The sequence below is a fragment of the Streptomyces sp. NBC_01335 genome, from assembly GCF_035953295.1.
Lineage (GTDB): Bacteria > Actinomycetota > Actinomycetes > Streptomycetales > Streptomycetaceae > Streptomyces.
On record NZ_CP108370.1, the window covers coordinates 1868331 to 1892907 of the forward strand.

Here is a 24577-nt window from a genome sequence, read left to right on the forward strand (position 1 = left end):
TCGTCGGCGCCCTTTCGGGCGGGTCCGTCCCCGTTCACCCGTCCGGCTGCCCCACCGGCGGCGCCCGTCATCCTTTCGGGTAAAGCTTTGGAAGGCGGATCCCCGCCCCTGCCTGGTTTTCCCGTTCCTCCGTCCAGCACCGCGCTTCGTTTCGTCTAGCTTCATCCGCATGGCCCTTTTATTCCGGTTGTCAGCCTTCCCGGCCGTCGGGCGTGGCACAGATCGGACAGAGGGAAATCGTGTACGGACGAAGGGTCGACCGATGGAACCGATCACGGGCAAGGACCGGGCCCGGGGCGCATTGCTCGGGCTGGCCGTCGGGGACGCGCTGGGTGCCCCGGCGGAGAACCTGAGACCGTCGGAGATCCGCGCCCGGTGGGGCCGGATCGAGGGTTTCGTCAGCGAGGACCCGGCCGGCACGGACGACACCGAGTACGCGATCTTCTCCGGGCTGCTGCTGGCCCGCCATGGTTCGGCCCTCACCGTCGCCGACGTGGACCGGGCCTGGCACCACTGGATCGCCGATCTGGACGAAGGGCCCTTCCGGGGCGCCGGGTTCAGCGAGCGCGGCACGCTGGAGAACCTGCGCCGGGGGCTGGCCGCGCCGATCTCCGCGCAGCACCGGCACGCGTGGAGCGACGGGCTGGCGATGCGCGCGGCCCCGTTCGGGGTGTTCGCGGCCGGGCGGCCCGCCGAGGCGGCCCGGCTGGTGGCGATCGACGGGCAGGTCAGCCACGACGGCGAGGGGATCTACGGCGGCCAGGCGGTCGCGGCCGGGGTGGCGGCGGCGATGGTCGGTGCGGGCCCGGCCTCGGTGATCGCGGCGGCCCTGTCGGTGGTGCCGATGGACTCGTGGACCGCGCGGTCCCTGCGCCGGGCGGTGACCGCCGCCCAGCGCGGCTACCCGGACCGGCTGACGGCCGAGCGCGCGGTGCGGTCGGCGGTGGTGATCGGCGGCTACCCGTGGACGGACCTGGCGCCGGAGGCGGTGGGGCTGGCGTTCGGCGCCTTCACGGCCGCGCGGGGCGATTTCCGGGCGGCCGTGCTGATGGCGGTCAACATGGGGCGGGACGCGGACACCACGGCGGCGGTGGCGGGCGCGCTGGCCGGGGCCTGGCAGGGGACGGCGGCGATCCCCGCGGAGTGGGCCACCGCGATCGGTCCGGTACGTGGCAGCTGTCTGCCCTCGATGCGGGGCTACCACGTGCTGGACGTGGCGGACCTGCTGACCGCGGGAGACCCCGCGGGCGCACCGGAGGAGGCCCGGCAGGCGGCCGCTCCCCCGCCCGGTCCGGACCGTGGGGCCACCGGCCCGGAGCCGGCCGGCCGGGAGCGGGCGGACCGAAAGGTGCCGGACCGGGAAGCGCCGGAGCGGGAGGCGCCCGGCCGGGAGCGGGCCGACGAGCCGGCGCCGGTCTCCCTGCTGCACGCGGAAGGGGCGCTCCGATGACCGCCGCCGGCACTGAGGCCGCGCGCCCGGGGGCGGAGCACCGGGAGACGACCCGGCGGGCGCGGATCGAGGGCCTGCTGCTGGGGCTCGCCGCCGGGGACGCGGCCGGCTGGCCCGCCGCCCGGCACCGGGCGGCCCGGATGCCCGAGTGGACCCGGCGGCTCACCCGGGAGCTGGACACTTTCGCCGAGCAGAACGCGACGACCACGCTGCCGGTGCCGATCGCGCTGAACCAGCCGCCGGAGCCGTTGCGGCTCGGCCCCTCCGACGACGCCGAGTGGGCCGCGTTCGCCGCCGGTACGGTGCTCGCGGCGGCGGCCGACGAGGCGTACGGGCTCGCGCCCTCCCGCCGGGTGCGCGACGCGGTGGACCGCGCCTGGAACGCGCTGGCCGCCAAGGTCGCGGCAGCCAGCGAGCGCGCGCCGGAGGTGGAGGCGGCGGTGCTGCCGCTGCGCGCCCGGATCTCGGTGCGCGCCGGGCTCGGCAACCTCGCCGCCGGGCTGCGGCCCCCGGCCACCGGCCACGACAACCCGCACTACTTCGACGACGCCGCCTGCGTGCGGGCCGCGGTGCTCGCGGTGGTGCACCCGGGCGATCCGGCCGCCGCGGCGGCGCTCGCCGAGTTCGACGCCCGCTACACGCAGGACGGCGACGGGGTGCACGGCGCGCGGGCCATCGCCGCCGCGATCGCCGAGGCGCTCGCCGGGGCGGACGTGAGAGCGGTGGTGGACGCGGCGCTCGCGCAGCTTCCCGAGGGCACCGAGATCGCCCGCAACGCGGTGCACGCGGTGCGCCTGGCACGGGAGTTCGCGGACGAGCCCGCCGGGGCGTTCTCGCTCGTGCCGGTGCTGGAGCATCAAATCGTCGACCACGTCTACAGCTACGGGATCGCGGCCGCCGAGACGGTGCCGGTGGCGCTGGCGCTGACCACCGCGGCGCGGGGCCAGATCGCCCAGGCGGTCCCGGCCGCGGCGTGTCTCTCCCGGGTCGCGGATTCGGCGCCCGCGCTCGCCGGGGCGCTGACCGGGACGCTCGGCGGCATCCGGACCGTACCGTCCGGGTGGCGGGAGGCGTGCCGCACCCTCGCCGGATGTGCGCTGCCCCGGCTCGCGGGCATGGATCTGATCGAACTCGCCGGGCTGCTCGCAGCCACGGAACAGGCCGCCCCGGGTGGACAATTCAGTCATGATGCACGCAGTGAGTACTCAACACCCCGTATCGGACACGCTTTCCCTCGATGAACGAGTGAGCGGTGCCCTTGTCGGCGCCGCCGTCGGCGATGCCCTCGGGGGCCCGGTCGAAGGCTGGACCTCCGAGCAGATCGCGGAGCGGCACGGCGGGCGGGTGCACGGGATCGTCGGCCCCTGGTACGGCGACGACTGGCGCACCGCCCGCCCGATCGCCCCGTACCACAAGGGTGATGGGCACGTCACCGACGACACCTTGATGACCCACGCGCTGGTACGGGTCTACGACGCGGTCCGCGACCACCTGGACGCGTACGCGGTCGCCACGCACCTGGTCCCGGACCTGATCTCCACCCCGCGCTGGATTCCGGAGCTGGAGGCGGAGGCGCTGCCGTTGCAGCGGATCTTCCTCGCGGAGAAGTGGCTCGTGGCGCGGGTGCACTACGGGCACGTCGACCCGCGCGAGGCGGGCAGCGGAAACATCGTCAACTGCGGTGCGGCGATGTACATGGCGCCGGTCGGCCTGGTCAACGCGGCCCACCCGGCGGCGGCTTACGCGGAGGCGCTGGAGGTCGCGGCGCCGCACCAGTCCAGTTACGGCCGGGAGGCGGCCGGGGTGTTCGCGGCGGCGGTCGCCGCGGCGTGCACGCCGGGCGCCACGCCCGTCTCCGTGGTGGAGGCGTGCCTGGCGCTCGCCAAGGACGGTACCCGCGCGGCGATCGAGGCGGTGTGCGAGGAGGCGGTCCGGCACGGCGACCCCGAGTCGGCGCTGGTGCCGCTGCGGGAGGCGGTCGCCCCCTTCGACACGGTCGGCCCGGACTACCGCTCCCCTTCGCTGGGCGCCCGCCGGCCGTCCCGGCTGCACTCGATCGAGGAACTGCCCGTCGCCCTGGGCATGCTGCTGGCCGGCGGCGGCGACTACCGCCGTACGGTGCTGGGTTCGGTGAACTACGGGCGCGACTGCGATTCGATCGCCACCATGAGCGGCGCGATCGTCGGCGCGCTGTACGGGGAGGCGGCGGTGCCCGAGGAGTGGGCGAAGACGGTCGCCGAGGCGAGCCGGCTCGACCTGCACGCCCCGGCGCGGACCCTGACGGCGGTGGCGCGCGAGGTGTTCGCCGCCGACACCACCCGCCGCCGCGCCCATGAGGCGGCCTTCGCGGTACTGGCGGGTGAGCGGTGAACGTACGGCTGACCTGGGTCCAGCCCGAGGACCTGATCGGGCACGAACTGCGCCAGGCCGAGCAGGACGGCCGCGACGCCTCGGAGATCGCGGCGCGGTGGTACGCGGCCGGGGGGCCGCCCGCACCGGAGCGGGCCGGGGCCTCCGAGCCGCCCGCACCGCCCCGGCTGCGCGCGCTCGCCGAGCGACTGCTCGACGAACTCGCCCTTTTGGAGAGCCCGTTGGCCGCCGAGGAGCCCACGGACCTGGCGGTGATCCGGGCGCTCTGCCCGCGGTGGCCCACCCCGCCGGCCGCCCGGCCCGCCCCCGACCGGGGCCGGCTGCACGCCGGGTGGCTGGGCCGGGCGGCGGGCTGCCTGCTCGGCAAGCCGGTGGAGAAGCTCCCGCTGGAGGGCATTCGCGCGCTCGCCCGCGCCACCGGCAACTGGCCGCTGTCCGACTGGTTCACCGCCCGGGGCGTACCCGCCGGGCTGCTCGCCGCGTACCCGTGGAACCGCCGCTCGGGGCCGACCTCGCTGGCGGAGAACATCGACGGGATGCCGGAGGACGACGATCTCAACTTCCCGCTGCTGACGGTGGTGTTGCTCCGGCGGCACGGGCGCGGCTTCACCACGGAGGACCTCGCGCGGCTCTGGCTGGACGAGTTGCCGGCCGGCCGGGTGTTCACCGCCGAGCGGATCGCGTACCGCAACCTGCTGGACGGGGTGGAGCCGCCCGGGACGGCCCGGTACCGCAACCCGTTCCGGGAGTGGATCGGGGCGCAGATCCGTGCCGACGTGCACGGCTGGACCTGCCCGGGCGATCCGGGCGCGGCGGCGGAGCAGGCGCACCGCGACGCGGTCCTCACCCACACGGCGAACGGCGTGTACGGGGCGATGTTCACGGCGGCGGCGCTGGCGGAGGCGGCCGGCGGGGCGAGCGACGTGCACGGCTGCCTGGCCGCCGGGCTGCGGGTGGTGCCGCCCGGGTCCCGGTACGCGCGTGCGGTGCGGCTCGGCATCGAGGCGGCCGGGGCGGCGAAGGCCGCGGGGGCGGCAGGGGCTGCGGGGACGGCGGGCGGCTTCGACGCCGTCGTCGACCGGCTGCACGAGGTCTACGCCGCCACGCACCACTGGGTGCACGTGCTGCCCAACGCGGCGCTGCTGGCCGCCGCCCTCACCCACGCCGACGGCGACTTCACCCGCTCGGTCGGCAACGCCGTGATGGGCGGCTGGGACACCGACTCGAACGGGGCGACCGCCGGGTCCCTCGCCGGGCTGCTGGCGGGCGGTCCGGGCGCCCTGCCGGACCGCTGGACCGCCCCGCTGAAGAACCGGCTCGCCACCTCGGTGCCGGGATTCGACGGCATCGGCTTCGACACCCTCGCCGAACAGACCTATCAGGAGGCTCTGCGCCCATGACCCGTATCGCGGTGCTCGGCAGCATCAACATGGATCTCGTCGCCTACGTCGCACGGGCGCCCGCACTCGGCGAGACCGTCGCCGGGAGGGAGTTCCGTACGGTACCCGGCGGCAAGGGCGCCAACCAGGCGGTCGCCGCCGCGCGGGCGGGCGGGGAGGTCGCGATGATCGGCGCGGTCGGCGCCGACGCGTACGGCTCGCAGTTGCGGGGCGGCCTGGAGAGCGCGGGGATCGACACCGCTCTCGTGCGGACGGCCGAGGGCGCGAGCGGCACGGCGCACATCGTGGTCGACGACTCCGGCGCCAACGCGATCGTGGTGGTGCCCGGCGCGAACGGCACGTTCACCGCACTCGGCCCGGCCGAAGAGGAGGCGGCGGCCTCGGCCGATCTGCTGCTGCTCCAGCTGGAGCTGCCGCTCTCCGCCGTGACCGAGGGGGCGCGGGCCGCGCACGCCCGGGGCGTGCGGACCATCCTCACCCCGGCCCCCGTCCAGCCGCTGCCGGACGAGCTCCTGGACCACGTCGACCTGCTGGTCCCCAACGAGCACGAGGCGGCGCAGCTCTCCGGCTACGAGGATCCGGAAGCCGCCGCGCGGGTCCTGCTCCGCAAGGTGCCGGAGGTCGTCATCACCCTCGGCTCGAAGGGCTGCCTGTACGCGGCCCGGGGCGCCGAGCCGGTGCGCTTCCCCGCCCTTCAGGTGACCACGGTCGACACGACCGGCGCGGGCGACACCTTCGTCGGGACGCTGGCCGTGGCCCTCGGTGAGGGGCGTCCGGTGGCCGAGGCGGTCGCCTGGGCGTCCTCGGCCGCCGCCCTCTGCGTCCAGAAGCCGGGCGCGTCCACCTCCATGCCCTACCGAAGCGAGATCGATGCCTCATGACCGAATCCGGGACCACCCCCACGCACACTCCTCTGTCGGGCCTGCGGGTCCTGGACCTCGCCACCCTCTTCGCCGGTCCGCTCGCGGCGACCATGCTCGGTGACTTCGGCGCCGAGGTGATCAAGGTCGAGCATCCGCGCAAACCCGATCCTTCGCGCGGTCACGGCCCCGCGAAGGACGGGGTCGGCCTCTGGTGGAAGCTGCTGGGCCGCAACAAGCGCAACCTCACCCTGGACCTGTCCAGCCCCGGCGGGCGCGAGGTGCTGCTGCGGCTGGCCGCCGAGACCGATGTGATCATCGAGAACTTCCGGCCCGGGACCCTGGAGCGCTGGGGCCTCGGCTGGGAGGAGCTGGAGGCGGTCAACCCGCGGCTGGTGCTGACCCGGGTGACGGCCTTCGGGCAGTTCGGCCCGTACTCGCACCGGCCGGGGTTCGGGACGCTCGCCGAGGCGATGAGCGGTTTCGCGTCGATCACCGGTGAGCCGGAGGGGCCGCCGACGCTGCCGCCGTTCGGCCTCGCCGACTCGATCGCGGCGCTCGCCACCGCGTACGCCGTGATGGCCGCGCTCGCCGGGCGCGACCGCACCGGGCGGGGGCAGGTGGTCGACATGGCGATCATCGAGCCGATCCTGACGGTGCTGGGCCCGCAGCCGCTCTGGTTCGACCAGCTCGGCCATGTCCAGCAGCGCACCGGCAACCGCTCGCGGAACAACGCCCCGCGCAACACCTACCGCACCTCGGACGGCCAGTGGGTCGCGGTCTCCACCTCGGCGCAGTCGATCGCCGAGCGGGTGATGCGGCTGGTCGGGCGCCCCGAGCTGATCGACGAGCCGTGGTTCGCCTCGGGCGCGACCCGGGCGGAGCACGCGGACGAGCTGGACGGGGCGGTCGGGTCGTGGATCGCCCGGCACACCCGGGACGACGCGCTCGCCGAGTTCGAGAAGGCGGAGGCGGCCATCGCCCCCGTCTACGACGTGCGGGACGTGATGGAGGACCCGCAGTACCGGGCGCTGGACAGCGTGACGGAGGTGGACGACCCGGAGCTGGGGCCGCTGCGGATGCAGAACGTCCTCTTCCGGCTCTCCGAGACTCCGGGCGGCATCCGGTGGGCGGGCCGCCCGCACGGGGCCGACACCGAGGAGATCCTCACCGAGCTCGGCCTCTCCGGCGAGCGGATCGCGGCACTCCGTTCTCAGGGGGCGCTGTGACGGCGGCCGAGGCGCGCCCGCGCCCCACCGGGTCCGTCGCGCCCGGCGACACCTCCTCGTACGACACGTACGACTCGACTCCCGTGCCGCTGACCTGGCTCTACGTCCCCGGGGACCGGCCGGAGGTGGTGCTCAAGGCGCTGGGCGCGGGGGCGGACGTGGTGATCGTGGACCTGGAGGACGCGGTCGCCCCGGGCCGCAAGGAGTACGCCCGGTCCGCGACCGCCGAGCTGCTCACCGATCCGGTGACCTGCGCCGAGGACGCCGTGCCCGTCCATGTGCGGGTGCACGGGGAGGACGACGTGCGGGCGCTCGCGGGGCTGCCCGGGCTCTCCGGGATACGGCTCCCCAAGGTCACGCACGCGGCGTCCGTGCACCATGTGGCGGCGCTCGCCCCGAGCGTTCCGCTCTATCCGCTGCTCGAATCGGCGCTCGCGATCGAGCACGCCTACTCGATCGCCTCGGCCCACCACGACGTGCGGGGCATCGCGATCGGCGAGTCGGACCTCCGCGCCGATCTGGGCGTACGGGACGACGTCGGGCTCGACTGGTCGCGCAGCCGGATCGTGGTGGCGGCGCGGGCTGCCGGGCTGGAGCCGCCGACGCAGTCGGTCTTCCCCGACGTACGCGACCTGGACGGGCTCTGGGCCTCCTGCGGACGGGGGCGGGCGCTGGGGATGCTGGGGCGGGCGGCGATCCACCCGCGCCAGCTGCCGGTGATCGAGCGGGCCTTCCGGCCGACCGACCAGGAGCTGGAGGCCGCCGAGGAGATCGTGGCGGCGGCCCGTACGGACGCGGGCGCGCTGGCGCTGCCGGACGGCCGGTTCGTGGACGCGGCGGTCGCCGCCGCCGCGCACCGCACCCTGGCCCTCGGACGGCGGACGGCCGGGTCGGCCGGGTCGGGGGCGCCCGTCGGCTGACGGTCCCGCCGCCCGGATCACGGAGCCGGGACACGGGAAAGGCCGCCGCACCCGGTGGGGTGCGGCGGCCTCGTGGTGTCCTGGGGCTCAGCTCGTACCGGCGGTACGGGCGGCGCCGTCGGTCTCCGGCTCGTCCGCCGCGTCGGTCACGACGGACTCGTCCGCCGTGTCGGTCTTCGTCGCGTCGGCCCTCACCAGATCGGCCTTCGTGCCGGTCGTGCCCTCGTCCGTCGCGTCCGGCTGCGCGTCCGCGTCGGTGGCGGTGTCCGCGTTGCCGTCGACGTCGGCGTCGCCGTCCTCCCGGGGTTCCACGATCTCCTCGCGGCCCGGACGCACCTTGGCCGAGATCACCAGGTAGGTGACGGCCAGCACGAAGACGATGATCGCGGTCCACACGTTGAGCCGCAGGCCGAGCACGTGGTGGGCCTCGTCGACCCGCATGTACTCGATCCAGGCCCGGCCGGTGCAGTACGCGGCGACGTACAGGGCGAAGGCCCGGCCGTGCCCGAGCCGGAAGCGGCGGTCGGCCCAGATGACCAGCAGGGCGACACCGACGCACCAGAGCGACTCGTAGAGGAACGTCGGGTGGTAGATGCCGGCGACCCGGTTCGGGGCCTCGCTGATCTTCAGGCCCCACGGCAGGTCGGTCCTGCGCCCGTAGAGCTCCTGGTTGAACCAGTTGCCCCAGCGGCCGATGGCCTGGGCGAAGGCGATGCCGGGGGCGAGGGCGTCGGCCCAGGCCGGCAGCGGGATGCCCCGACGGCGGCAGCCGATCCAGGCACCGACCGCGCCGAGGGAGATGGCGCCCCAGATGCCGAGGCCGCCCTCCCACACCTTGAAGGCGTCCACCCAGTTCTGGCCGTCACCGAAGTACAGCTCGTAGTCGGTGATGACGTGGTAGAGACGGCCGCCCACGAGGCCGAAGGGCACCGCCCAGACGGCGATGTCGGCCACGGTGCCGGCTCTGCCGCCCCGGGCGATCCAGCGCTTGTTGCCGAACCAGACGGCGACGAAGACACCGATGATGATGCAGAACGCGTAGCCGCGGAGCGGGATCGGGCCGAGATCGATCACGCCGGTCGACGGGCTGGGAATGAAGGCAAGGTTCATGACGGAACCGACGCTACCCTGCCGGGCCGCGCGGACGGCACGTCACCCGGCAACGTCTGGGTAACAGGGGTGGAATCCACCGTCCTCCGCTCCACCGTGATCAGGAGGCCGGGGGCGTCGGAGTGAGGGTGCCGGCCGGCTTGCCCTTGTTCGCCTCTTCCACCCACTTCTTGAGGTTGGCGACCGAGATCTGCTCGTCGCCCTTCTTCGGGAAGATGGACTCGCCGTTCAGCAGGGCGGTCGGGGTGCCCTGGAAACCGCCCTCGCTGAACGCGGTGTTCGACTTCGCGACCCAGGCGTTGTGCTTGCCGTCCTCCACGCAGCTGCGGAAGGTCGGGGTGTCCAGCCCGGTGACCTTCTTGGACAGGTCGATCAGGGTGCTGTCCTTGCCGAAGGCGTCGTCGGTCTCGGCGGGCTGGTTGCTGTAGAGGACGTCGTGGTACGCCTTGAACTTGCCCGCGTCCTGGGCGCAGGCGGCGGCGTTCGCGGCGCGCACCGAGCCCGTGCCGCCCATGTTGCCGTCGATGATCGTGGCCAGGTGGTACTCCACCCGGAGCTGTCCGCTCTCCGTGAGCTCCCCGATCGTGGAGCGGAACGCGCTCTCGAACTGGGCGCAGACGGGGCAGCGGAAGTCCTCCCAGATGGTGAGCGTGGACGGGGCGTCGCTCGCTCCCACCGGGATGGCGAGGTCGTCCTTCCCGGTGGCTCCGGACGGGGCGACGACGGGGGCGGCGGTGTCGTCGTCGTCCCCGGCGTTGGCCGCGATCAGGCCGATCACGGCGGCCAGCGCCAGCACGCCGACCACCGCACCGGCGACGATCAGGGTGCGGCGGCGGCGCTCGCGCGCCTTCTCCTGCTCACGCTGCTGGACGAGCCGGTCACGCGCGGCCCTTCTTCCTTCATGGTTCTCGCTCACACCCGCAGCAACGAACCGGGGAGGCACTCGCGTGCCTCCCCGGTCCCACTCCACCCGTACGGGTGACGTGATGCGTCAGCGCTTTCGAACGCCCTCGGCGAGTTCGCCCGCGAGCGCCTTCACCGCTGCCGTACCGGCGGCCGCGTCGGGGGCGTCCAGGATGGCCTTGACGAAGGCCGATCCGACGATGACGCCGTCCGCGAACCCGGCGACCTCGGCGGCCTGGGCCGCGTTGGAGACGCCGAGGCCGACGCAGACCGGGAGGGAGGTGGTGGCGCGGGTGCGGACCACCAGGTTCTGGGCCTGGTCGCCGACGGACGCGCGGGTGCCGGTGACGCCCATGAGGGAGGCGGCGTAGACGAAGCCGGAACCGGCCGCCGTGATGGTGGCGAGGCGTTCGTCGCGGCTGCTGGGGGCGACGACGAAGACGGTCGCGAGGCCGTGCTTCTCCGCGTTCTCGCGCCACACCGCCGACTCCTGGACCGGCAGGTCGGGCAGGATGCAGCCGGCGCCGCCCGCCGCGGCCAGCTCGGCGGTGAACCGCTCGATGCCGTAGCGGTCGATGGGGTTCCAGTAGGTCATCACGAGGATCGGGGCGCCGGTCGCCTCGTACGCCTCGCGGACCGTGCGCATCACGTCGGCGATCCGCACGCCGCCGCGCAGCGCGATGTCGTCGGCGGTCTGGATGACGGGGCCGTCGAGCACCGGGTCGCTGTGCGGCAGGCCCACCTCGACGACGTCCGCACCGCCGGCGATGGCGGCCTTGACGGCCTCGATGCCACCGTCCACGGTCGGGAAGCCGGCCGGGAGGTAGGCGATGAGGGCCGCGCGGTCCTCGGCCTTCGCGGCGGCGAGGGTGGTGTTCAGCAGTTCGATGGTGCCGGTGTGGCTGGTGTGGCGGGTGTTGTCGCTCACTTGACGTCCCCCTCGATCTCCGCGCCGGTGCCGGCCGCGTCCGCCTCGACGGCCGCGTCGGTGTCGTACAGCCCGAAGTAGCGGGCCGCCGTGTCCATGTCCTTGTCGCCGCGCCCGGAGAGGTTGATGACGATCAGCCCCTCCTCGCCCAGCTGCTTGCCGATCTCCAGGGCACCGGCGAGCGCGTGGGCGCTCTCGATGGCCGGGATGATGCCCTCGGTGCGCGAGAGCAGCCGCAGGGCCGACATCGCGGCGGCGTCGGTCACCGCGATGTACTCGCCGCGGCCGACGTCCTTGAGGTACGAGTGCTCCGGGCCGATGCCCGGGTAGTCCAGGCCGGCCGAGATGGAGTACGGCTCGGTGATCTGGCCCTCGTCGTCCTGGAGGACGTAGCTGCGCGAGCCGTGCAGGATGCCGGGTTCGCCCGCGGTGAGGGTCGCCGCGTGCTCGCCGGTCTCGACGCCGTGTCCGGCGGGCTCGCAGCCGATGAGGCGGACGGAGGTGTCCTGGAGGAAGGCGTGGAAGAGGCCGATGGCGTTGGAGCCGCCGCCGACGCAGGCGATGGCGGCGTCCGGCAGCCGGCCGGCGCGTTCCAGGATCTGGCGGCGGGCCTCCACCCCGATGACCCGGTGGAAGTCGCGGACCATGGCCGGGAAGGGGTGCGGACCGGCGACCGTGCCGAAGAGGTAGTGGGTGTGGTCCACGTTGGCGACCCAGTCGCGGAACGCCTCGTTGATGGCGTCCTTGAGGGTGCGGGAGCCGGACTTCACGGCGACGACCTCGGCACCGAGCATCCGCATGCGGGCGACGTTGAGCGCCTGGCGCTCGGTGTCGATCTCACCCATGTAGATGGTGCACTCCAGGCCGAACAGCGCGCAGGCGGTCGCGGTGGCGACGCCGTGCTGGCCGGCTCCGGTCTCGGCGATGACCCGGGTCTTGCCCATGCGCTTGGTGAGGAGCGCCTGCCCCAGCACGTTGTTGATCTTGTGCGAGCCGGTGTGGTTGAGGTCCTCGCGCTTGAGGAAGACGCGGGCGCCGCCCGCGTGCTCGGCGAAGCGGGAGACCTCGGTCAGGGCGCTGGGGCGGCCGGTGTAGTTGACCATGAGCTCGTTGAGCTCGGCGGCGAAGGCCGGGTCGGCCTTGGCCTTGTCGTACTCGACGGCGACCTCGTCCACGGCGGCGACGAGCGCCTCCGGGATGAACTTGCCGCCGTAGGCGCCGAAATAGCCTTCGGCGCTGGGGATCAGACCCTCGGGGTCCGGAACGAAGAAGTCAGAGGACATCCGACATGCTCCTGGAGATGGCAACGGGTGGGTTCACCGGATGCGCCGGGGCGGAGCGGAGGGCCGCCGCGACCGGGGTCGGTCGGGGCGGGTACGGCGCGGCACGTCGACGCGGCACGGACCCTTACGGGTGGGTGCGCGGGACGCGGACGGCCGGGCTCGCTGCGGCGCTCAGCCGGTGCGCCATCGCATGCCGTTGACCTGTCCCGGCTCGTCGCCGATGACGTAGCGGACCCGGCGGCCGTGCACCCGGCGGGCGGGCGCGCGGCAGCCCCGGTGCCAGAACGGCGGGGCGCAGCGTCGGGGCTGCGGGTGGTCGAGCGGGAGGAGCGGGGGCCGGCCGCCGCCGTGCGCCGGGGGCACGCGCGGCTCACGCACCGGCGCCCCGGCGGGGCGGGTGCCCTGCGGGGACGGCGGTGCGGAGCGCGGAGGCCCCGGCGGTACGGAGGCGGTCACGGCCGGGGTCAGCCCCGTCCGTGCCGGAGCGCGGGGTGGGTGCCGGCGGCGACCAGGTCGGCGACGGCGGCGCGCGGGTCGCGGCCGGTGACGAGCGACTCGCCGACGAGCACGGCGTCCGCGCCCGCGTTGGCGTACGCGATCAGGTCGTGCGGGCCCCGGACGCCGGATTCGGCGATCTTGACGATGTGGTCGGGGATCTCGGGGGCGACCCGCTCGAAGGTGGAGCGGTCGACCTTGAGGTCCTTGAGGTTGCGGGCGTTGACGCCGATGACGCGGGCGCCGGCGGCGACCGCGCGCTCGGCCTCCTCCTCGTCGTGGGCCTCGACGAGCGGGGTGAGGCCGATGGACTCGGCACGCTCGATCAGGGAGACGAGGGCCTCCTGGTCGAGGGCGGCGACGATCAGCAGGGCGAGGTCGGCGCCGTAGGCGCGGGCCTCCCACAGCTGGTAGGAGGTGACGATGAAGTCCTTGCGCAGGACGGGGATGTCGACCTTGGCGCGGACGGCCTCCAGGTCCGCGAGCGAGCCGCCGAAGCGGCGCTGCTCGGTGAGGACCGAGATGACGGACGCGCCGCCGGCCTCGTAGTCCGCGGCGAGCGCGGCCGGGTCGGCGATGGCTGCCAGGGCTCCCTTGGAGGGGCTGGAGCGCTTGACCTCGCAGATGACGTTGACGCCCTCGCCGCGCAGTGCGGCGACTCCGTCCTTGGCCCGGGGGGCGCGCGCCGCGCGGTCCTTGAGCTCGTCGAGGCTGACGCGCGCCTGCCGCTCCGCAAGGTCCGCACGGACGCCGTCAATGATCTCGTCGAGCACACTCACGCGAGCGGCCCCCTTCCGGAAACGAACGAATGGTGGAGCAGGATCAACCCTCTCGATGGTATCCGCAGGAGGGCGGCGGGCTCGCATCCGGCCGGTCGGCGTCCCAGCAGGTGGTCGTTCAGGGTGCCAGCGCGGTGCCGAACGGGAGGTTCCGTACGACGCTGAAGACCAGCGCCACCGCGCCGATCCCCCACCACCAGCGGGGCGGGACGCTCATCCGCAGGGGCTGTCCCCGGGCGGTGCGCACGAGCCAGAGCGTCCAGAAGGCGGCGAAGAGGACGTACCCGGTGACGGCGAGGGCGTTGTCACCGAGCGCGGTCGCGAAGTCGCCGGTGGCGAAGGCGTGGGCGCTGCGCAGTCCGCCGCAGCCGGGGCAGAGCAGGCCGGTCAGCCGGAAGAGCGGGCAGACCGGGTAGTGGCCGGGTTCGTTGGGGTCGACGGTGGCGACGTACCCGAAGGCCCCGGCGACGGCGGCCAGGGTGGCGGCCGGCGCCACGAACCGCCGCAGGCCGTGCGCCGGGCGGCGCGGGGCGTGCGGGGGCGCGTACGGGGGTGTGTGCGGGTGGGCGTGCGCGTACGGGGGTGTGCGCGGGCCCGGCCCGGCCGGGGCGGGCCCGGCGGGGCTCCCGCTGCCCGGGGACGGGGGCGGGTCCGGGGGCGACGGGGTCGCGGCGGGGAGGGGCGAGGCGTCCACCCGCACGATTGTGCCCCCCGTACGCGCGAAGGCGCAGCCCGGGATGGGCTGCGCCTCTCGTGTCGCGTGGTCGCACCTGCGGGGCGGGGCGCCGCCCCGTACGGGCGGGGCCCCTGCTCCGGGGGCGTGTCAGTGGCTGAGCTGGGCCTCGCCGGCGCGGGCGCGGGCGGCGGCGTACTCCGGGGACTCCTTCGGCATGCCGAGTCCGGCCATCTTCATCGCCAGGCCCACGACGGCGCCCACGAGGGTCACGCCGATGCCGACCCAGAAGCCGGCCGGGTTGGCCGCGACCATGAAGACGCCTGCGACGCAGAAGCCGATGAACGAGATGATGACACCGGTCCAGGCGGCCGGGGTGTGTCCGTGGCTGCTGCCCGCCATGAGTTGCTCCTCGTTGGTGTTGCGCGGTGTGTACCGGGGCTTGCGGTGGTGAGGCCCGCCCCCATTGTCCCGTACGCGGCGGCGGGACGTGAGCTGGGGGTGCCGGTGTTCCCCGTCGTGTCCGGGGCTTCCGGGCGGCGGCCCGGTCCGGGGCGCTAGCCGGTCGGGTCCTCGCCCCGGTCCAGGGCCTTCCACAGCTCCTCGGGCCGGTCGGGGTCCCGGGGGGTCGCGGGGGTCTTGCGGGGGCGGGGGGTCCCGTCGCGCTCGTACCGGCCGGACATGGTGGGCCAGCGGCTCCCGAAGCGCAGCGCGAGCACCCCGGCGACCAGGATGAACAGGCCGCCCAGGGCGGTGACGAAGGGCCACGCGGTGTGGCTGAGGGCGTCGATGGTGGAGGCGGCGTCGCCGGTGGTCGCGGCGGCCTTCTCGTCGAGGGCGGCGCTGTCCGAGGCGCCGATCCAGGCGCTGAGGCCGGCGCCGAGGCCGCTGACGGCCAGCAGCCCGGCGACGACGTAGCGCCCGGTGCCCCGGACGGCGAAGACCGCGACGAGCGCGGCGAGGCCGACGATCGCCAGCGCGGCGGGGGCACCGGTGACGTCCTGGCCGTCGGCGGTCAGCGGGAGGCTGCCGCCGGCGATGGGGGCCTCGCCGCGGGCCCAGGTCTGCCCGGAGGCGAGCAGGACGACGGCGGACCCGACGGCGCCGAGGAGCAGCCCGAGGGCCAGGCTCCGGCGGCTGGCGGGGGCGTCGGACGCGGTGGTACGGGCACGGGGCTGGGGTACGGGGACGGCGCTCACGCCCTCCACTATCCCCTACCGCCCCGGAGCCCCTCGGGTGCCCCCTGATCGGGCCGCCTCCGATCCGCCGGGGGTCACCCGAGGGGCGCTCCGTGGTCGCGGAGCCGGTTGGCCGTGTGGACGGCGCGGAGCACGGCGGCCGCCTTGTTGCGGCACTCGTTGTCCTCGGCCACCGGGTCGGAGTCGGCGACCACACCGGCTCCGGCCTGGACGTAGGCGGTCCCGTCGCGGAGCAGCGCGGTGCGGATGGCGATGGCGGTGTCGGAGTCGCCGGCGAAGTCGAGGTACCCGACGCAGCCTCCGTACAGCCCCCTGCGGTTGGGTTCGAGCTCCTCGATGATCTGCATGGCGCGCGGCTTGGGCGCCCCGGAGAGGGTGCCGGCGGGGAAGCAGGCGGTGAGGACGTCGAAGGCGGTGCGGTCCTCGGCGACGCGGCCGGTGACGGTCGAGACGATGTGCATCACGTGGGAGTACTTCTCGACGGACATGAAGTCGACCACCTCCACGCTGCCGGGTTCGCAGACGCGTCCGAGGTCGTTGCGGCCGAGGTCGACGAGCATGAGGTGCTCGGCGCGCTCCTTGGGGTCGGCGAGGAGTTCCTCGGCGAGGGCCTGGTCCTCCTGCGGGGTGGCGCCCCGGTGCCGGGTGCCGGCGATGGGGTGGACCATGGCGCGGCCGTCCTCGACCTTGACGAGGGCCTCGGGGCTGGAGCCGACGACGTCGAAGCCGTCGAACCGGAAGAGGTACATGTACGGAGACGGGTTGGTGGCCCGCAGCACCCGGTAGACGTCGAGCGCGCTCGCGGTGCACGGCGTCTCGAAGCGCTGGGAGGGCACGACCTGGAAGGCCTCGCCGGCCCGGATGCGCTCCTTGATGTCCTCGACGGCCCTCTGGTAGGCCGGGCCGCCCCAGAGGGCGGTGTACGGCGGCAGCTCGGAGGGGGGCAGCACGGCGGGGGCGTTCTCGACGGGGCGGCGCAGGTCGCGTTCCATGGCGTCGAGCCGGGCGACGGCGTCCTCGTACGCCTCCTCGACGCCGCTCTCCAGGTCGTTGTGGTTGATCGCGTTGGCGATCAGGAGGACGGTGCCGTCCCAGTGGTCGAGGACGGCGAGGTCGGAGGTGAGCATCATGGTGAGCTCGGGGAGGCCGAGGTCGTCGCCGCCGTGGTCGCCGATGCGTTCCAGGCGGCGCACGATGTCGTAGCCGAGGTAGCCGACCATGCCGCCGGTGAAGGGCGGCAGGCCCTCGGCGCCCGCGAGGTCGCGGGGGGTGTGCAGCGCCTCGGTGGTGGCGCGGAGCGCCTGGAGCGGGTCGCCGTCCCGGGGGACGCCGACGGGCGGGGTGCCGATCCAGTGGGCCTGGCCGTCGCGGGAGGTGAGGGTGGCGTGGCTGCGGACGCCGATGAAGGAGTACCGCGACCAGGTGCGGCCGTTCTCCGCGGATTCCAGCAGGAAGGTGCCGGGGCGCTCGGCGGCGAGTTTCCGGTAGAGGCCGACCGGGGTGTCGCCGTCCGCGAGGAGCCGCCGCACGACGGGGATGACGCGGCGGTCCACGGCCAGCTTGCGGAAGGTGTCGAGATCCATGTCGGCCGGCCTCACGGGGTGTCGGAGTCGAGCAGGACGTCACGGTCGAAGCAGGTGCGCGCGCCGGTGTGGCAGGCGGCGCCCGTCTGGTCGACCTTGACGAGGACGGTGTCGGCGTCGCAGTCCAGGGCGACGGAGACGACGCGCTGGGTGTGGCCGGAGGTGTCCCCCTTGACCCAGTACTCCTGGCGGCTGCGGGACCAGTAGGTGCAGCGGCCGGTGGTCAGCGTGCGGTGCAGGGCCTCGTCGTCCATCCAGCCGAGCATGAGCACCTCACCGGTGTCGTACTGCTGGGCGATGGCGGGGACGAGTCCGTCCGCGCCGCGCTTGAGGCGCGCGGCCACGGCGGGATCGAGGTTTCCTGCGGGCGGGGTACCGGGCGTACCGGACGGGGGCGTGCTGCTCATGCGCCCCATTGTGCCGCGCGCTCCGGTGCCGGACGGCGCCCGGTCCACTGGGCGGACCGTGTGCCGCGGTCGTAGGCTGGCTGGCATGTCGACCCATGCGAAGCGTGAACGTCTCCTGCTCGCCGACCTGTTGGAGGCGGCCGGCCCCGGGGCACCGACCCTGTGCGAGGGCTGGCTGACCCGGGACCTGGCCGCGCACGTGGTGGTGCGCGAGCGCCGGGCGGACGCGGCGGCCGGCATCGTGGTGGGGCCGTTGAAGGGCCGGATGGAGCGGGTGCGGCAGGAGTACGCGGAGAAGCCGTACGAGGAGCTGATCCAGCTCATCCGCACGGGTCCGCCGCGCTTCTCCCCGTTCGGCCTGAAGCAGGTGGACGAGGCGGCCAACACCGTGGAGTTCTACGTGCACGCCGAGGACGTCCGCCGGGCGCAGCCCGACTGGTCGCGGCGGGAGCTGGACCCGGTCTTCGCGGACGTGCTGTGGGCGCGGATGGAGCGGACCGCCCGGATGCTGGGGCACCGGTCCCCGGTGGGGCTGGTGCTGCGCCGCCCGGACGGGCGTACGGCGGTGGCGCGGAAGGGCACCCCGGTGGTGACCGTGACCGGGGAGCCGGGCGAGCTGCTGCTCTTCGCGTTCGGGCGGCAGTCGGCGACGACGGTGGGCCTGGAGGGCGAGGAGGAGGCGGTGGAGCGGCTCCAGCTGTCGCAGCTCGGGATGTGAGCTCCGGCCCCGCGCTCGCCCGGAGCCGGTGACCGTCAGGCCCGGGGCGCGTCGTGGAGGGGCGGTGCGCCGGCCGCGTGCCGGCGGGGTCCGGTGGTGGCGTCCCGGCGGCCGTTCTCGCGGGTGCGGCCGTTCTCGCGGGTGCGGGCGGGGCGGCGGGAGCCGAGGCGGGCGAGCAGGAAGCCGGCCGGGATGGTGACGAGCCCCGGGGTCTGCAGCGGGAACCAGTGGAAGTCGCGGTCCGGGAAGAGCGCGATCGGGGTGCCGGAGACCGCCGGTGAGAACGCCATCAGCAGCACGATCAGCGGCAGGGTCCCGTAGACGGTCCAGCGCACCCCGCGTGCGGTGAAGCCGGGCCGGAAGAGGGCGTTCAGCAGGACCGGCGGCAGCACGGACGCGGCGGCCGCGAAGGAGAGCGAGAGCAGCACCTGCGGGTTGCGCTCGTGGGTGTACGCGGAGACGAGGACGGCGAGCGCGCCGATCGCCACGACGGCCCAGCGGGCCCTGCGGATCTCCCGGGCGGACGCCCGGCCCTCCCCGTGGGCGCCCGCGTGCGCGGCGAAGTCCCGGGCGACACTGGAGGCGGCGGCGAGGGTGATGCCGGCCACCGCGGCGAGGGTGGTCGCGAAGGCGGCGCAGGCGACGAGGGCGAACAGCAGGCTCTGGCGGGGCCCGGCCGCGCCGGGGTCGAGCGCGCCGGTCACCATCAGCAGGGCGGTGTTGCCGCCCGGGTCCCCGGCGCGCAGCGTGTCCGCGCCGAGCAGGGCCGAGGCGCCGAGTCCCACGACGACGATCCCGGCGCAGAGCACAGCGACCGGGGCGACGGCCCAGACCCGTACCCGGCGGGCGGTGCGCGCGTCGCGCAGCGGGTGCAGCCGCATCGTGAGGTGCGGCATGCAGGCGGCCCCCAGGAGCAGGGTGATCTGGAACCCGATCAGGTCCAGCGCCCCGGTGCCGGTGCGGCCGAACTGGGCTCCGGGCGCGGCGTAGTGGGAGCCGGCGCCGCTGCCTTCGCGGGCGGCGTCGAAGAGCGCGGAGGGGGACCAGCCGTACCGGGCGAGGACGAGTCCGGCGAGGAGCGTGACGGCGGCCACCACCACGCCGACCTTGAGGATCTGGACGTATCCGGTGCCGCGCATCCCGCCGAAGGCGGAGTAACCGACCATCAGGGCCCCGCTGGCGACGGTGCATCCGGTCACCGCGCCTTCGGGGAGTCCGAACATGGCCGCCATCACCTTGCCCGCGGTGGTGAGTTGCACGAGCAGGAGCGGGGCGAGCACGGCCAGGGCGGCGATGCCCAGCGCCCTGCGGACCGACGGGTCCCCCAGCCGCTTCGCGAGGAAGTCGCCGAGGGTGAACACCCCTGCGGCGCGCAGCCGTTCGGAGAGTACGCGCAGGACGAGCACCAGTGAGGCGACGGTCGCCAGCGCGAAGGTCATCCCGTCGAACCCGGCGAGCGCCACGGAGCCGGTGGTGGAGAGCAGGGTGGCGGCGGAGATGTAGTCCCCGGCGACGGCGAGCCCCCCGCCGACGGGCCCGAGCGCGGCGCCGCCCCCGGCGTAGAAGTGTTCCGGGTCGTCCTGGTCGGCGGCGGCGAGGCCGCAGAGCAGCAGGGAGAGCGCGACGAACCCGAGGAAGATCACCACTGCGAGGGAACGCGCGTCGGCAAAGGAGGACATGGGCGGTACGCCACCAGAGCGCCCGGACTCCGTACAGGACACGGGCGTTCGGGGATGCTCCGGTACAGGGGGCGGGCCCGCACCTTGTGCGCGGTCACATCCGCCCGGCCCCGTGACCAGTGCCCCACCGGCCGCGGTGTCAGCCGGTGGGCAGCCGCCCGGCCCGTGACCAGTGCCGCGACCGGCCGCGGTGTCAGCCGGCGAGCAGCCGCCGGGCCGCGAGCGCCAGGCAGACTTCCACAGCGTCCGCCGGGCGGGTCAGGCAGCGCCCGGAGAGCTGCTCGAACCGTCGCAGCCGGTTCAGCACGGTGTTGCGGTGGCAGTAGAGCCGCGCCGCGGCGCGCTGGGCCGAGCCGTCGGTTTCGAGCCAGGCGGTGAGGGTCTCGATGAGGACGTCCCGGTCGGCGGGGTCGATTCCGTCGAGGGGGCCGAGCACCCGGTCGGCGAGCGCGGTCCCGAGCGCGGGCGAGGAGACGACCAGCGCGGTGGGCAGGTGCTCGTCGAGCAGGACGAGCCCGCCGGAGGCGGGGCAGGCCCGCAGGGCCGTCTCGGCGAGCCGGCGGGCCTCGCCGAGCGCGGCGAGCCCCTCGACCGCGGAGCTGACCCCGACGCCCGTACCGGGCGGAACGGCCGTCTCCGCCGCCAGGCGTGCCAGCGCGTCCTGCGTACCGGATCCGGCGCTCCCCTCCGGCGCCTCTCCCGTACCGGATCCGGTGGCGCCTCCGTTCGGCCCGGACGTGGAGTCCAGTGCCACGACGGCCAGTTCGGCGTCGGGGCCGGTGTGCCAGAGCGCCACGGCCCCGTCCGGGAGGACCACCGGCGGGGAGGTCGCGGCGTGCGGGGCGCGGTGGGCCGTGCGTACGGCGAGGACCGCGTACCGGCCGTCCTGGGGCAGCCCGAGCATGGCCGCGGCGTCGGGCAGGTCGGCGATGCGGGCGGTGCCGTCCAGCAGTGCGGCGGTCATGAGCCGCTGCCGGTTCTCCCGCCGCCAGTCGATGCGCCGCTCCGCCTGCCGGTAGGCCTCGGTGAGGACGCCGCAGTGTTCGTCGACGAAGTTCCACACGTCGGCGGCGACATGGACGAGGAGGCGGACGTCCTCGGGGTCGCGGCGGGCCGTCTCGTCCACGAGGCCCTGCCACACCATCGCGCCGCCGAGGCGGAACGCGTGCAGGACGGCGTCGAGCGGTACGCCCTGCTCGGCCCTGATCTCGCCGATCCAGCGGGTGGTGCGGTGGGCGGCCTCGCGGAACTCGCGGGGCTGGATCAGCGAGCCGACGTTGTGGCGCAGCGAGTGGTGGACCTCCTGCCAGATGTCGGCGCGCGAGGACTCGATCGCCGTACGGTAGCCGGGCTCCTGCTCGTACAACGCCTCGACCAGCCGTTCCGTCAGCTCGGGCAGCTCTTCGAGGAGCACCCGGGCGGAGCGGTGCAGCACTTCGACCGATTCCCGGTCGGCGAGGGAGCGGAAGCGCTTGGGCAGCGGCGCCACGGGGGGCGTCGTGTGCAGCGCCCTGATCCGAGGACGTACGACCTGTGGCATGGGGGCCTCCACCGGGAATCGGGCCCGGGGGCGCCGGGCCGGGCGCCCGGCCCGGCAGGGGCGCGAGCGCAACCGAACGATCCTGACGCCCGCAGAATGGCATACCGGCCAGTCGGTACCTAGGGGTGTGCGTGGTTCTTATCATCACGGTCCGGCAACCTGCCGGACACATTCGGCCACGGGAGGAACGGGCTGGGTGGTGTCCGGCCATGATCAGCGACACACCGCCCGACCCGTGCGCCTAACCCCCCATCACCCGGGCCAGTTCGATGCGGGAGCGGACGCCCAGGGCGGCGAAGATGTTGCGCAGATGGTGGTCGACCGTGCGCGGGCTGACCGAGAGCCGCCGGGCGATCTCCCGGTTGGTGGCCCCCTCCGCGACGCAGCGGGCGACGCGCTGCTGCTGGGGGGTGAGCGCGTCCACCGGGCCGGTGTCGGCGGCCGGGGCGTCCACCGCCTCGCCGGCGGCGCGCAGTTCGCCGGTGGCCCGGTCCACCCAGGCGCGGGCGGAGCAGCGTTCGAAGCCGACGAGCGCGTCGCGCAGCGGGCCGCGCGCCTCGCGGGTGCGGCGCCGCCTGCGGAGCCACTGGCCGTACAGGAGTTGGGTGCGGGCGCGCTCGAAGTCGCCGCCGGCCCGGTCGTGATGGGCGAGCGCCTCGGCATACCGCGCCTCGGCCTCGTCGGCGGGAGCCAGCAGCGCGCGGCAGCGGGCGAGTTGGGCGAGGGCGTGCGGATCGACGGTCCGGCCGGTCCAGATGGCGAACTCACGCACCGCGTCGGCGAGTTCGTCCGCCCACTCGGTGCCGCGGCCGGCCAGTACGGCGGCCTCGACGTAGCACGGCAGGGCGAGCATCCGGATGCCGAAGTGGCCGTGGCGAGGCCCGGGACGCACCAGCGGGGCGAGCCGGGCGGCCGCCTCGCCGGTACGGCCGGCCGCCAGGTCGGCGCGGGCGACCGCCCAGGTGGCGAGGGTGGCGGCCTGGGCGAGTCCGTGCGGTCCGGCCCCGGCCAGCGCGGTGTCCGCGTGGGCCGCGCAGGCTTCGGCGGGCCCCTCGACCGACGCGGTGAGCGCGAGCACCGCGTGCAGGTGGGTGGTGGCGTTGGACTGCCCGGTGCGGCGGGCCGCGTGCAGGCCCTCCAGCGCGTGCGCCCGCGCCCTGGCGTGCCGGCCGGCCCGGAGTTCGGCGTAGGCGAGCTGTTCGAGGGCGTGCGCGAGGAGGACCTCGGGGCCCTTGCTCCGTACGGCGGCCAGCGCGCGGGCCCCGGCCCGGCAGGCGCTCTCCGCCTCACCGACGACCAGCGCGCAGGCGCCCGCCCGGAGCAGCGCCTGGGGTTCCTCGTCGGCCTCGGCGGCGCGCAGGCACTGGGCCAGCAGCTCGTGGCCCTCGGTCATCCGTCCCGCGAACACCGCCCGTACGCCTGCGAGATAGGGCGCGACGGCCGGGTCGTGCGGGCGGTCGGGGACCCGGTTCAGGGCGTCGAGGTAGGCGATGGCGTCGCCGCTCGCCCAGGCGGCCTCGGCGGCGGCCAGCAGGGCGGCGAGGGCGCGCGCCGGGTCGTGGGTCGCGAGGCCGGCCGCGGCGGCGAGCAGCGCCTCGCGGGCGTCGGTGGCCGGGCCGTCGCTCAGGGCGAGCATCCCGTACGTGTAGGGCGCGGGCCCGCTCGCCGGCAGGTGCCGGGGCCCGCCGCCGGGGTCCTGGGCGACCCGGGCGAGGAGGGCGCGGGCGCGGCCGCTGTCCCCGGCGAGGCGGGCGTGTTCGGCGGCCTCGGCGAACCGGTGGGCGCGGTGTGCCTCGTCCGTGGAGAGCAGGGCGGCGCGGGTGAGGGCGGCCGCGCGTTCGGCGTGCGGCCGGGGCGCGGTGGCCGCGCGTTCCAGCGCGCTCGCGAGGACGGCGTCCGGTGCCGGGGCCGCGCAGGCGCGCTGCACCAGGGAGGGCAGCGGGTGCGCGGAGACCTGCCCGAGGAGCGCGGCGAGGAGTTCGTGGGCGGCCCGCCGGTGGGCCGGCGGGGCGTGCCGCAGCACCGCGCGGCCCAGCAGGGGGTGGCTGAAGTGGACGCGGCTGCCGGTGCGTTCGAGGACGCCGGGGATGCCGCCGGGCCCGAAGAGCGCGCGGTCGAGCAGGGCGGTGCCGAGCCCGGCCCCCTTGCCGGCCCGCAGCAGGAGTCCGGCGTCCGCCCCGGTGCCCTCCGGCTCGTGTTCCTGGGCGGCGGCGGCCAGCAGCAGGAGCGTCCGGGTCTGGGCCGGGAGCCCGTCGAGCTGGGCGGCGTGGGCGTCGAGCACGCTTTCGCCGCCGGGCAGCGGAAAGGGCAGCACCGTGCGGCCGGCCAGCTGGTCCGCGGTGAGGTGTCCGACGAGCCCGGCGAGCAGCCGCGGGTTGCCCGCCGCCTCCCGCAGCAGCTCGCCGCGGACCACCGGGTCGATGTCGGGCGTCTGGCCGGTGAACCGCTCCAGCAGGCAGGCCGCCGCCTCGTCGTCGAGCGGGCCGAGGCGCAGCGCGGGCAGTCCGGCGAAGCTGGTCTCGTCGGCCGAGGCGATCAGCACGGCGGCCCGGCCGCCCGCCCCGAGCCGGCGGGCCGCGAAGCCGAGGGCCTCCCGGGACCGGGGGTCCCAGGCGTGCGCGTCGTCCACGCAGACCAGCACCGGCCGCTCCGCCCCGATTTCCCGCAGCAGGGCGAGCAGCGCGTCGGGGGTGATGCCGGAGCGCAGCACCCGCTCGGGCGGTACGGAGAGCGGGCCGGGGGCCGAGCAGAGCAGGGCGTGCAGCCCGCTGTGCGGGAGGCGGCGCTCGGCGGGGACGGCCGTCACCCGCAGCACGGGCCCGCGGCTGCGGGTGCGGTGCGCCTCGGCCGCCGCGTCCAGCAGGGCGCTGCGGCCGAGGCCGGGCGGCGCGGTCACCACGAGCGCGCCGCCGTCGCCCTGCGCGAGACGGCCCACGAGGGTTTCCACGATGGCGAGTTCACCGCTGCGGCCGTACAGCCGGAGCGGACTGTGCACGGTCGTCGAGTGAGTCACACCGGCACGTTACTTCCGCGTAAACAGGGCCGGAAGAC

22 protein-coding genes are annotated in these 24577 nt (G+C 75.2%); 8 read left to right on the forward strand and 14 right to left on the reverse strand.

Translation table 11 applies throughout. The annotated features are described in order from the left end of the window. Nucleotides 1–262: 262 nt before the first annotated feature. The 7 genes from OG599_RS07665 (at nucleotide 263) to OG599_RS07695 (ending at nucleotide 8229) form a co-directional block, all read left to right on the forward strand. The gene (locus OG599_RS07665; protein WP_327175191.1) at nucleotides 263–1450 is read left to right on the forward strand and encodes an ADP-ribosylglycohydrolase family protein; all 1188 of its coding nucleotides are present in this window, start codon (nucleotides 263–265) and stop codon (nucleotides 1448–1450) included. Continuing rightward, complete coding sequence (locus OG599_RS07670) at nucleotides 1447–2691, forward strand: ADP-ribosylglycohydrolase family protein (RefSeq protein ID WP_327175193.1); 1245 nt, start codon at nucleotides 1447–1449, stop codon at nucleotides 2689–2691. The genes OG599_RS07665 and OG599_RS07670 overlap by 4 nt, the downstream gene beginning before the upstream one ends. Beyond that, the gene (locus OG599_RS07675; RefSeq protein WP_327175194.1) at nucleotides 2636–3820 is read left to right on the forward strand and encodes an ADP-ribosylglycohydrolase family protein; all 1185 of its coding nucleotides are present in this window, start codon (nucleotides 2636–2638) and stop codon (nucleotides 3818–3820) included. The genes OG599_RS07670 and OG599_RS07675 overlap by 56 nt, the downstream gene beginning before the upstream one ends. After that, nucleotides 3817–5220 carry an ADP-ribosylglycohydrolase family protein gene (locus OG599_RS07680; protein WP_327175195.1) on the forward strand — a complete coding sequence of 468 codons (1404 nt, stop codon included), beginning with the start codon at nucleotides 3817–3819 and terminating at the stop codon, nucleotides 5218–5220. Before OG599_RS07675 ends, OG599_RS07680 begins: the two co-directional genes overlap by 4 nt. Continuing rightward, nucleotides 5217–6101: a ribokinase gene (gene rbsK / locus OG599_RS07685; protein WP_327175196.1), complete on the forward strand. Its 885-nt coding sequence runs from the start codon at nucleotides 5217–5219 to the stop codon at nucleotides 6099–6101. Before OG599_RS07680 ends, rbsK begins: the two co-directional genes overlap by 4 nt. After that, nucleotides 6098–7309, forward strand: coding sequence for a CaiB/BaiF CoA transferase family protein (locus OG599_RS07690; protein ID WP_327175197.1), 1212 nt, complete (start codon nucleotides 6098–6100; stop codon nucleotides 7307–7309). The genes rbsK and OG599_RS07690 overlap by 4 nt, the downstream gene beginning before the upstream one ends. A gap of 83 nt (nucleotides 7310–7392) precedes the next feature. Then, a complete protein-coding gene (locus OG599_RS07695) occupies nucleotides 7393–8229 on the forward strand; it encodes an HpcH/HpaI aldolase/citrate lyase family protein (RefSeq protein WP_327179957.1) in 837 nt (278 codons plus the stop codon). Between the two features lie 87 nt (nucleotides 8230–8316). Here the strand turns inward: OG599_RS07695 and lgt are convergent, their stop codons facing one another. The 11 genes from lgt to hisI form a co-directional block, all read right to left on the reverse strand. After that, nucleotides 8317–9339, reverse strand: coding sequence for a prolipoprotein diacylglyceryl transferase (lgt, locus tag OG599_RS07700; protein WP_327175198.1), 1023 nt, complete (start codon nucleotides 9337–9339; stop codon nucleotides 8317–8319). Nucleotides 9340–9439: 100 nt separating this feature from the next. Next, a complete protein-coding gene (locus tag OG599_RS07705; protein ID WP_327175199.1) occupies nucleotides 9440–10255 on the reverse strand; it encodes a DsbA family protein in 816 nt (271 codons plus the stop codon). A gap of 75 nt (nucleotides 10256–10330) precedes the next feature. Continuing rightward, nucleotides 10331–11170 carry a tryptophan synthase subunit alpha gene (gene trpA / locus OG599_RS07710; RefSeq protein ID WP_327175200.1) on the reverse strand — a complete coding sequence of 280 codons (840 nt, stop codon included), beginning with the start codon at nucleotides 11168–11170 and terminating at the stop codon, nucleotides 10331–10333. Further along, nucleotides 11167–12453, reverse strand: coding sequence for a tryptophan synthase subunit beta (gene trpB, locus OG599_RS07715; protein WP_327175201.1), 1287 nt, complete (start codon nucleotides 12451–12453; stop codon nucleotides 11167–11169). Before trpB ends, trpA begins: the two co-directional genes overlap by 4 nt. A gap of 171 nt (nucleotides 12454–12624) precedes the next feature. Then, entirely contained in the window at nucleotides 12625–12909 is a 285-nt protein-coding gene (gene trpM / locus OG599_RS07720) for a tryptophan biosynthesis modulator TrpM (RefSeq protein ID WP_442809391.1), read from the reverse strand. A gap of 8 nt (nucleotides 12910–12917) precedes the next feature. Beyond that, nucleotides 12918–13727, reverse strand: coding sequence for an indole-3-glycerol phosphate synthase TrpC (gene trpC / locus OG599_RS07725; RefSeq protein ID WP_327175203.1), 810 nt, complete (start codon nucleotides 13725–13727; stop codon nucleotides 12918–12920). Between the two features lie 118 nt (nucleotides 13728–13845). Next, nucleotides 13846–14421: a DUF2752 domain-containing protein gene (locus tag OG599_RS07730; protein WP_327175204.1), complete on the reverse strand. Its 576-nt coding sequence runs from the start codon at nucleotides 14419–14421 to the stop codon at nucleotides 13846–13848. Between the two features lie 129 nt (nucleotides 14422–14550). Continuing rightward, nucleotides 14551–14802, reverse strand: a complete 252-nt coding sequence (locus OG599_RS07735; protein WP_327175205.1) for an HGxxPAAW family protein — start codon at nucleotides 14800–14802, stop codon at nucleotides 14551–14553. A 155-nt stretch (nucleotides 14803–14957) separates the two neighbouring features. Further along, nucleotides 14958–15608 (reverse strand): TIGR02234 family membrane protein, encoded by a 651-nt coding sequence (locus OG599_RS07740; protein WP_327175206.1) that lies wholly within the window; start codon nucleotides 15606–15608, stop codon nucleotides 14958–14960. Nucleotides 15609–15673: 65 nt separating this feature from the next. Next, the gene (locus OG599_RS07745; RefSeq protein WP_327175207.1) at nucleotides 15674–17182 is read right to left on the reverse strand and encodes an anthranilate synthase component I; all 1509 of its coding nucleotides are present in this window, start codon (nucleotides 17180–17182) and stop codon (nucleotides 15674–15676) included. A gap of 11 nt (nucleotides 17183–17193) precedes the next feature. Then, on the reverse strand, nucleotides 17194–17589 hold the full coding sequence (gene hisI / locus OG599_RS07750) for a phosphoribosyl-AMP cyclohydrolase (RefSeq protein WP_327175208.1): 396 nt from the start codon (nucleotides 17587–17589) through the stop codon (nucleotides 17194–17196). Between the two features lie 85 nt (nucleotides 17590–17674). Here hisI and OG599_RS07755 point away from each other — a divergent pair, with 85 nt between their 5' ends. Continuing rightward, complete coding sequence (locus OG599_RS07755; RefSeq protein WP_327175209.1) at nucleotides 17675–18307, forward strand: TIGR03085 family metal-binding protein; 633 nt, start codon at nucleotides 17675–17677, stop codon at nucleotides 18305–18307. A gap of 35 nt (nucleotides 18308–18342) precedes the next feature. Here the strand turns inward: OG599_RS07755 and OG599_RS07760 are convergent, their stop codons facing one another. The 3 genes from OG599_RS07760 to OG599_RS07770 all read right to left on the reverse strand — a co-directional run bounded on the left by OG599_RS07760 (nucleotide 18343) and on the right by OG599_RS07770 (nucleotide 24539). Continuing rightward, on the reverse strand, nucleotides 18343–19986 hold the full coding sequence (locus tag OG599_RS07760) for a sodium/solute symporter (protein ID WP_327175210.1): 1644 nt from the start codon (nucleotides 19984–19986) through the stop codon (nucleotides 18343–18345). 193 nt (nucleotides 19987–20179) lie between these two features. Next, nucleotides 20180–21526, reverse strand: a complete 1347-nt coding sequence (locus tag OG599_RS07765; RefSeq protein ID WP_327175211.1) for a PucR family transcriptional regulator — start codon at nucleotides 21524–21526, stop codon at nucleotides 20180–20182. Nucleotides 21527–21767: 241 nt separating this feature from the next. Continuing rightward, nucleotides 21768–24539: a helix-turn-helix transcriptional regulator gene (locus OG599_RS07770; protein ID WP_327175212.1), complete on the reverse strand. Its 2772-nt coding sequence runs from the start codon at nucleotides 24537–24539 to the stop codon at nucleotides 21768–21770. Nucleotides 24540–24577 lie beyond the last annotated feature (38 nt).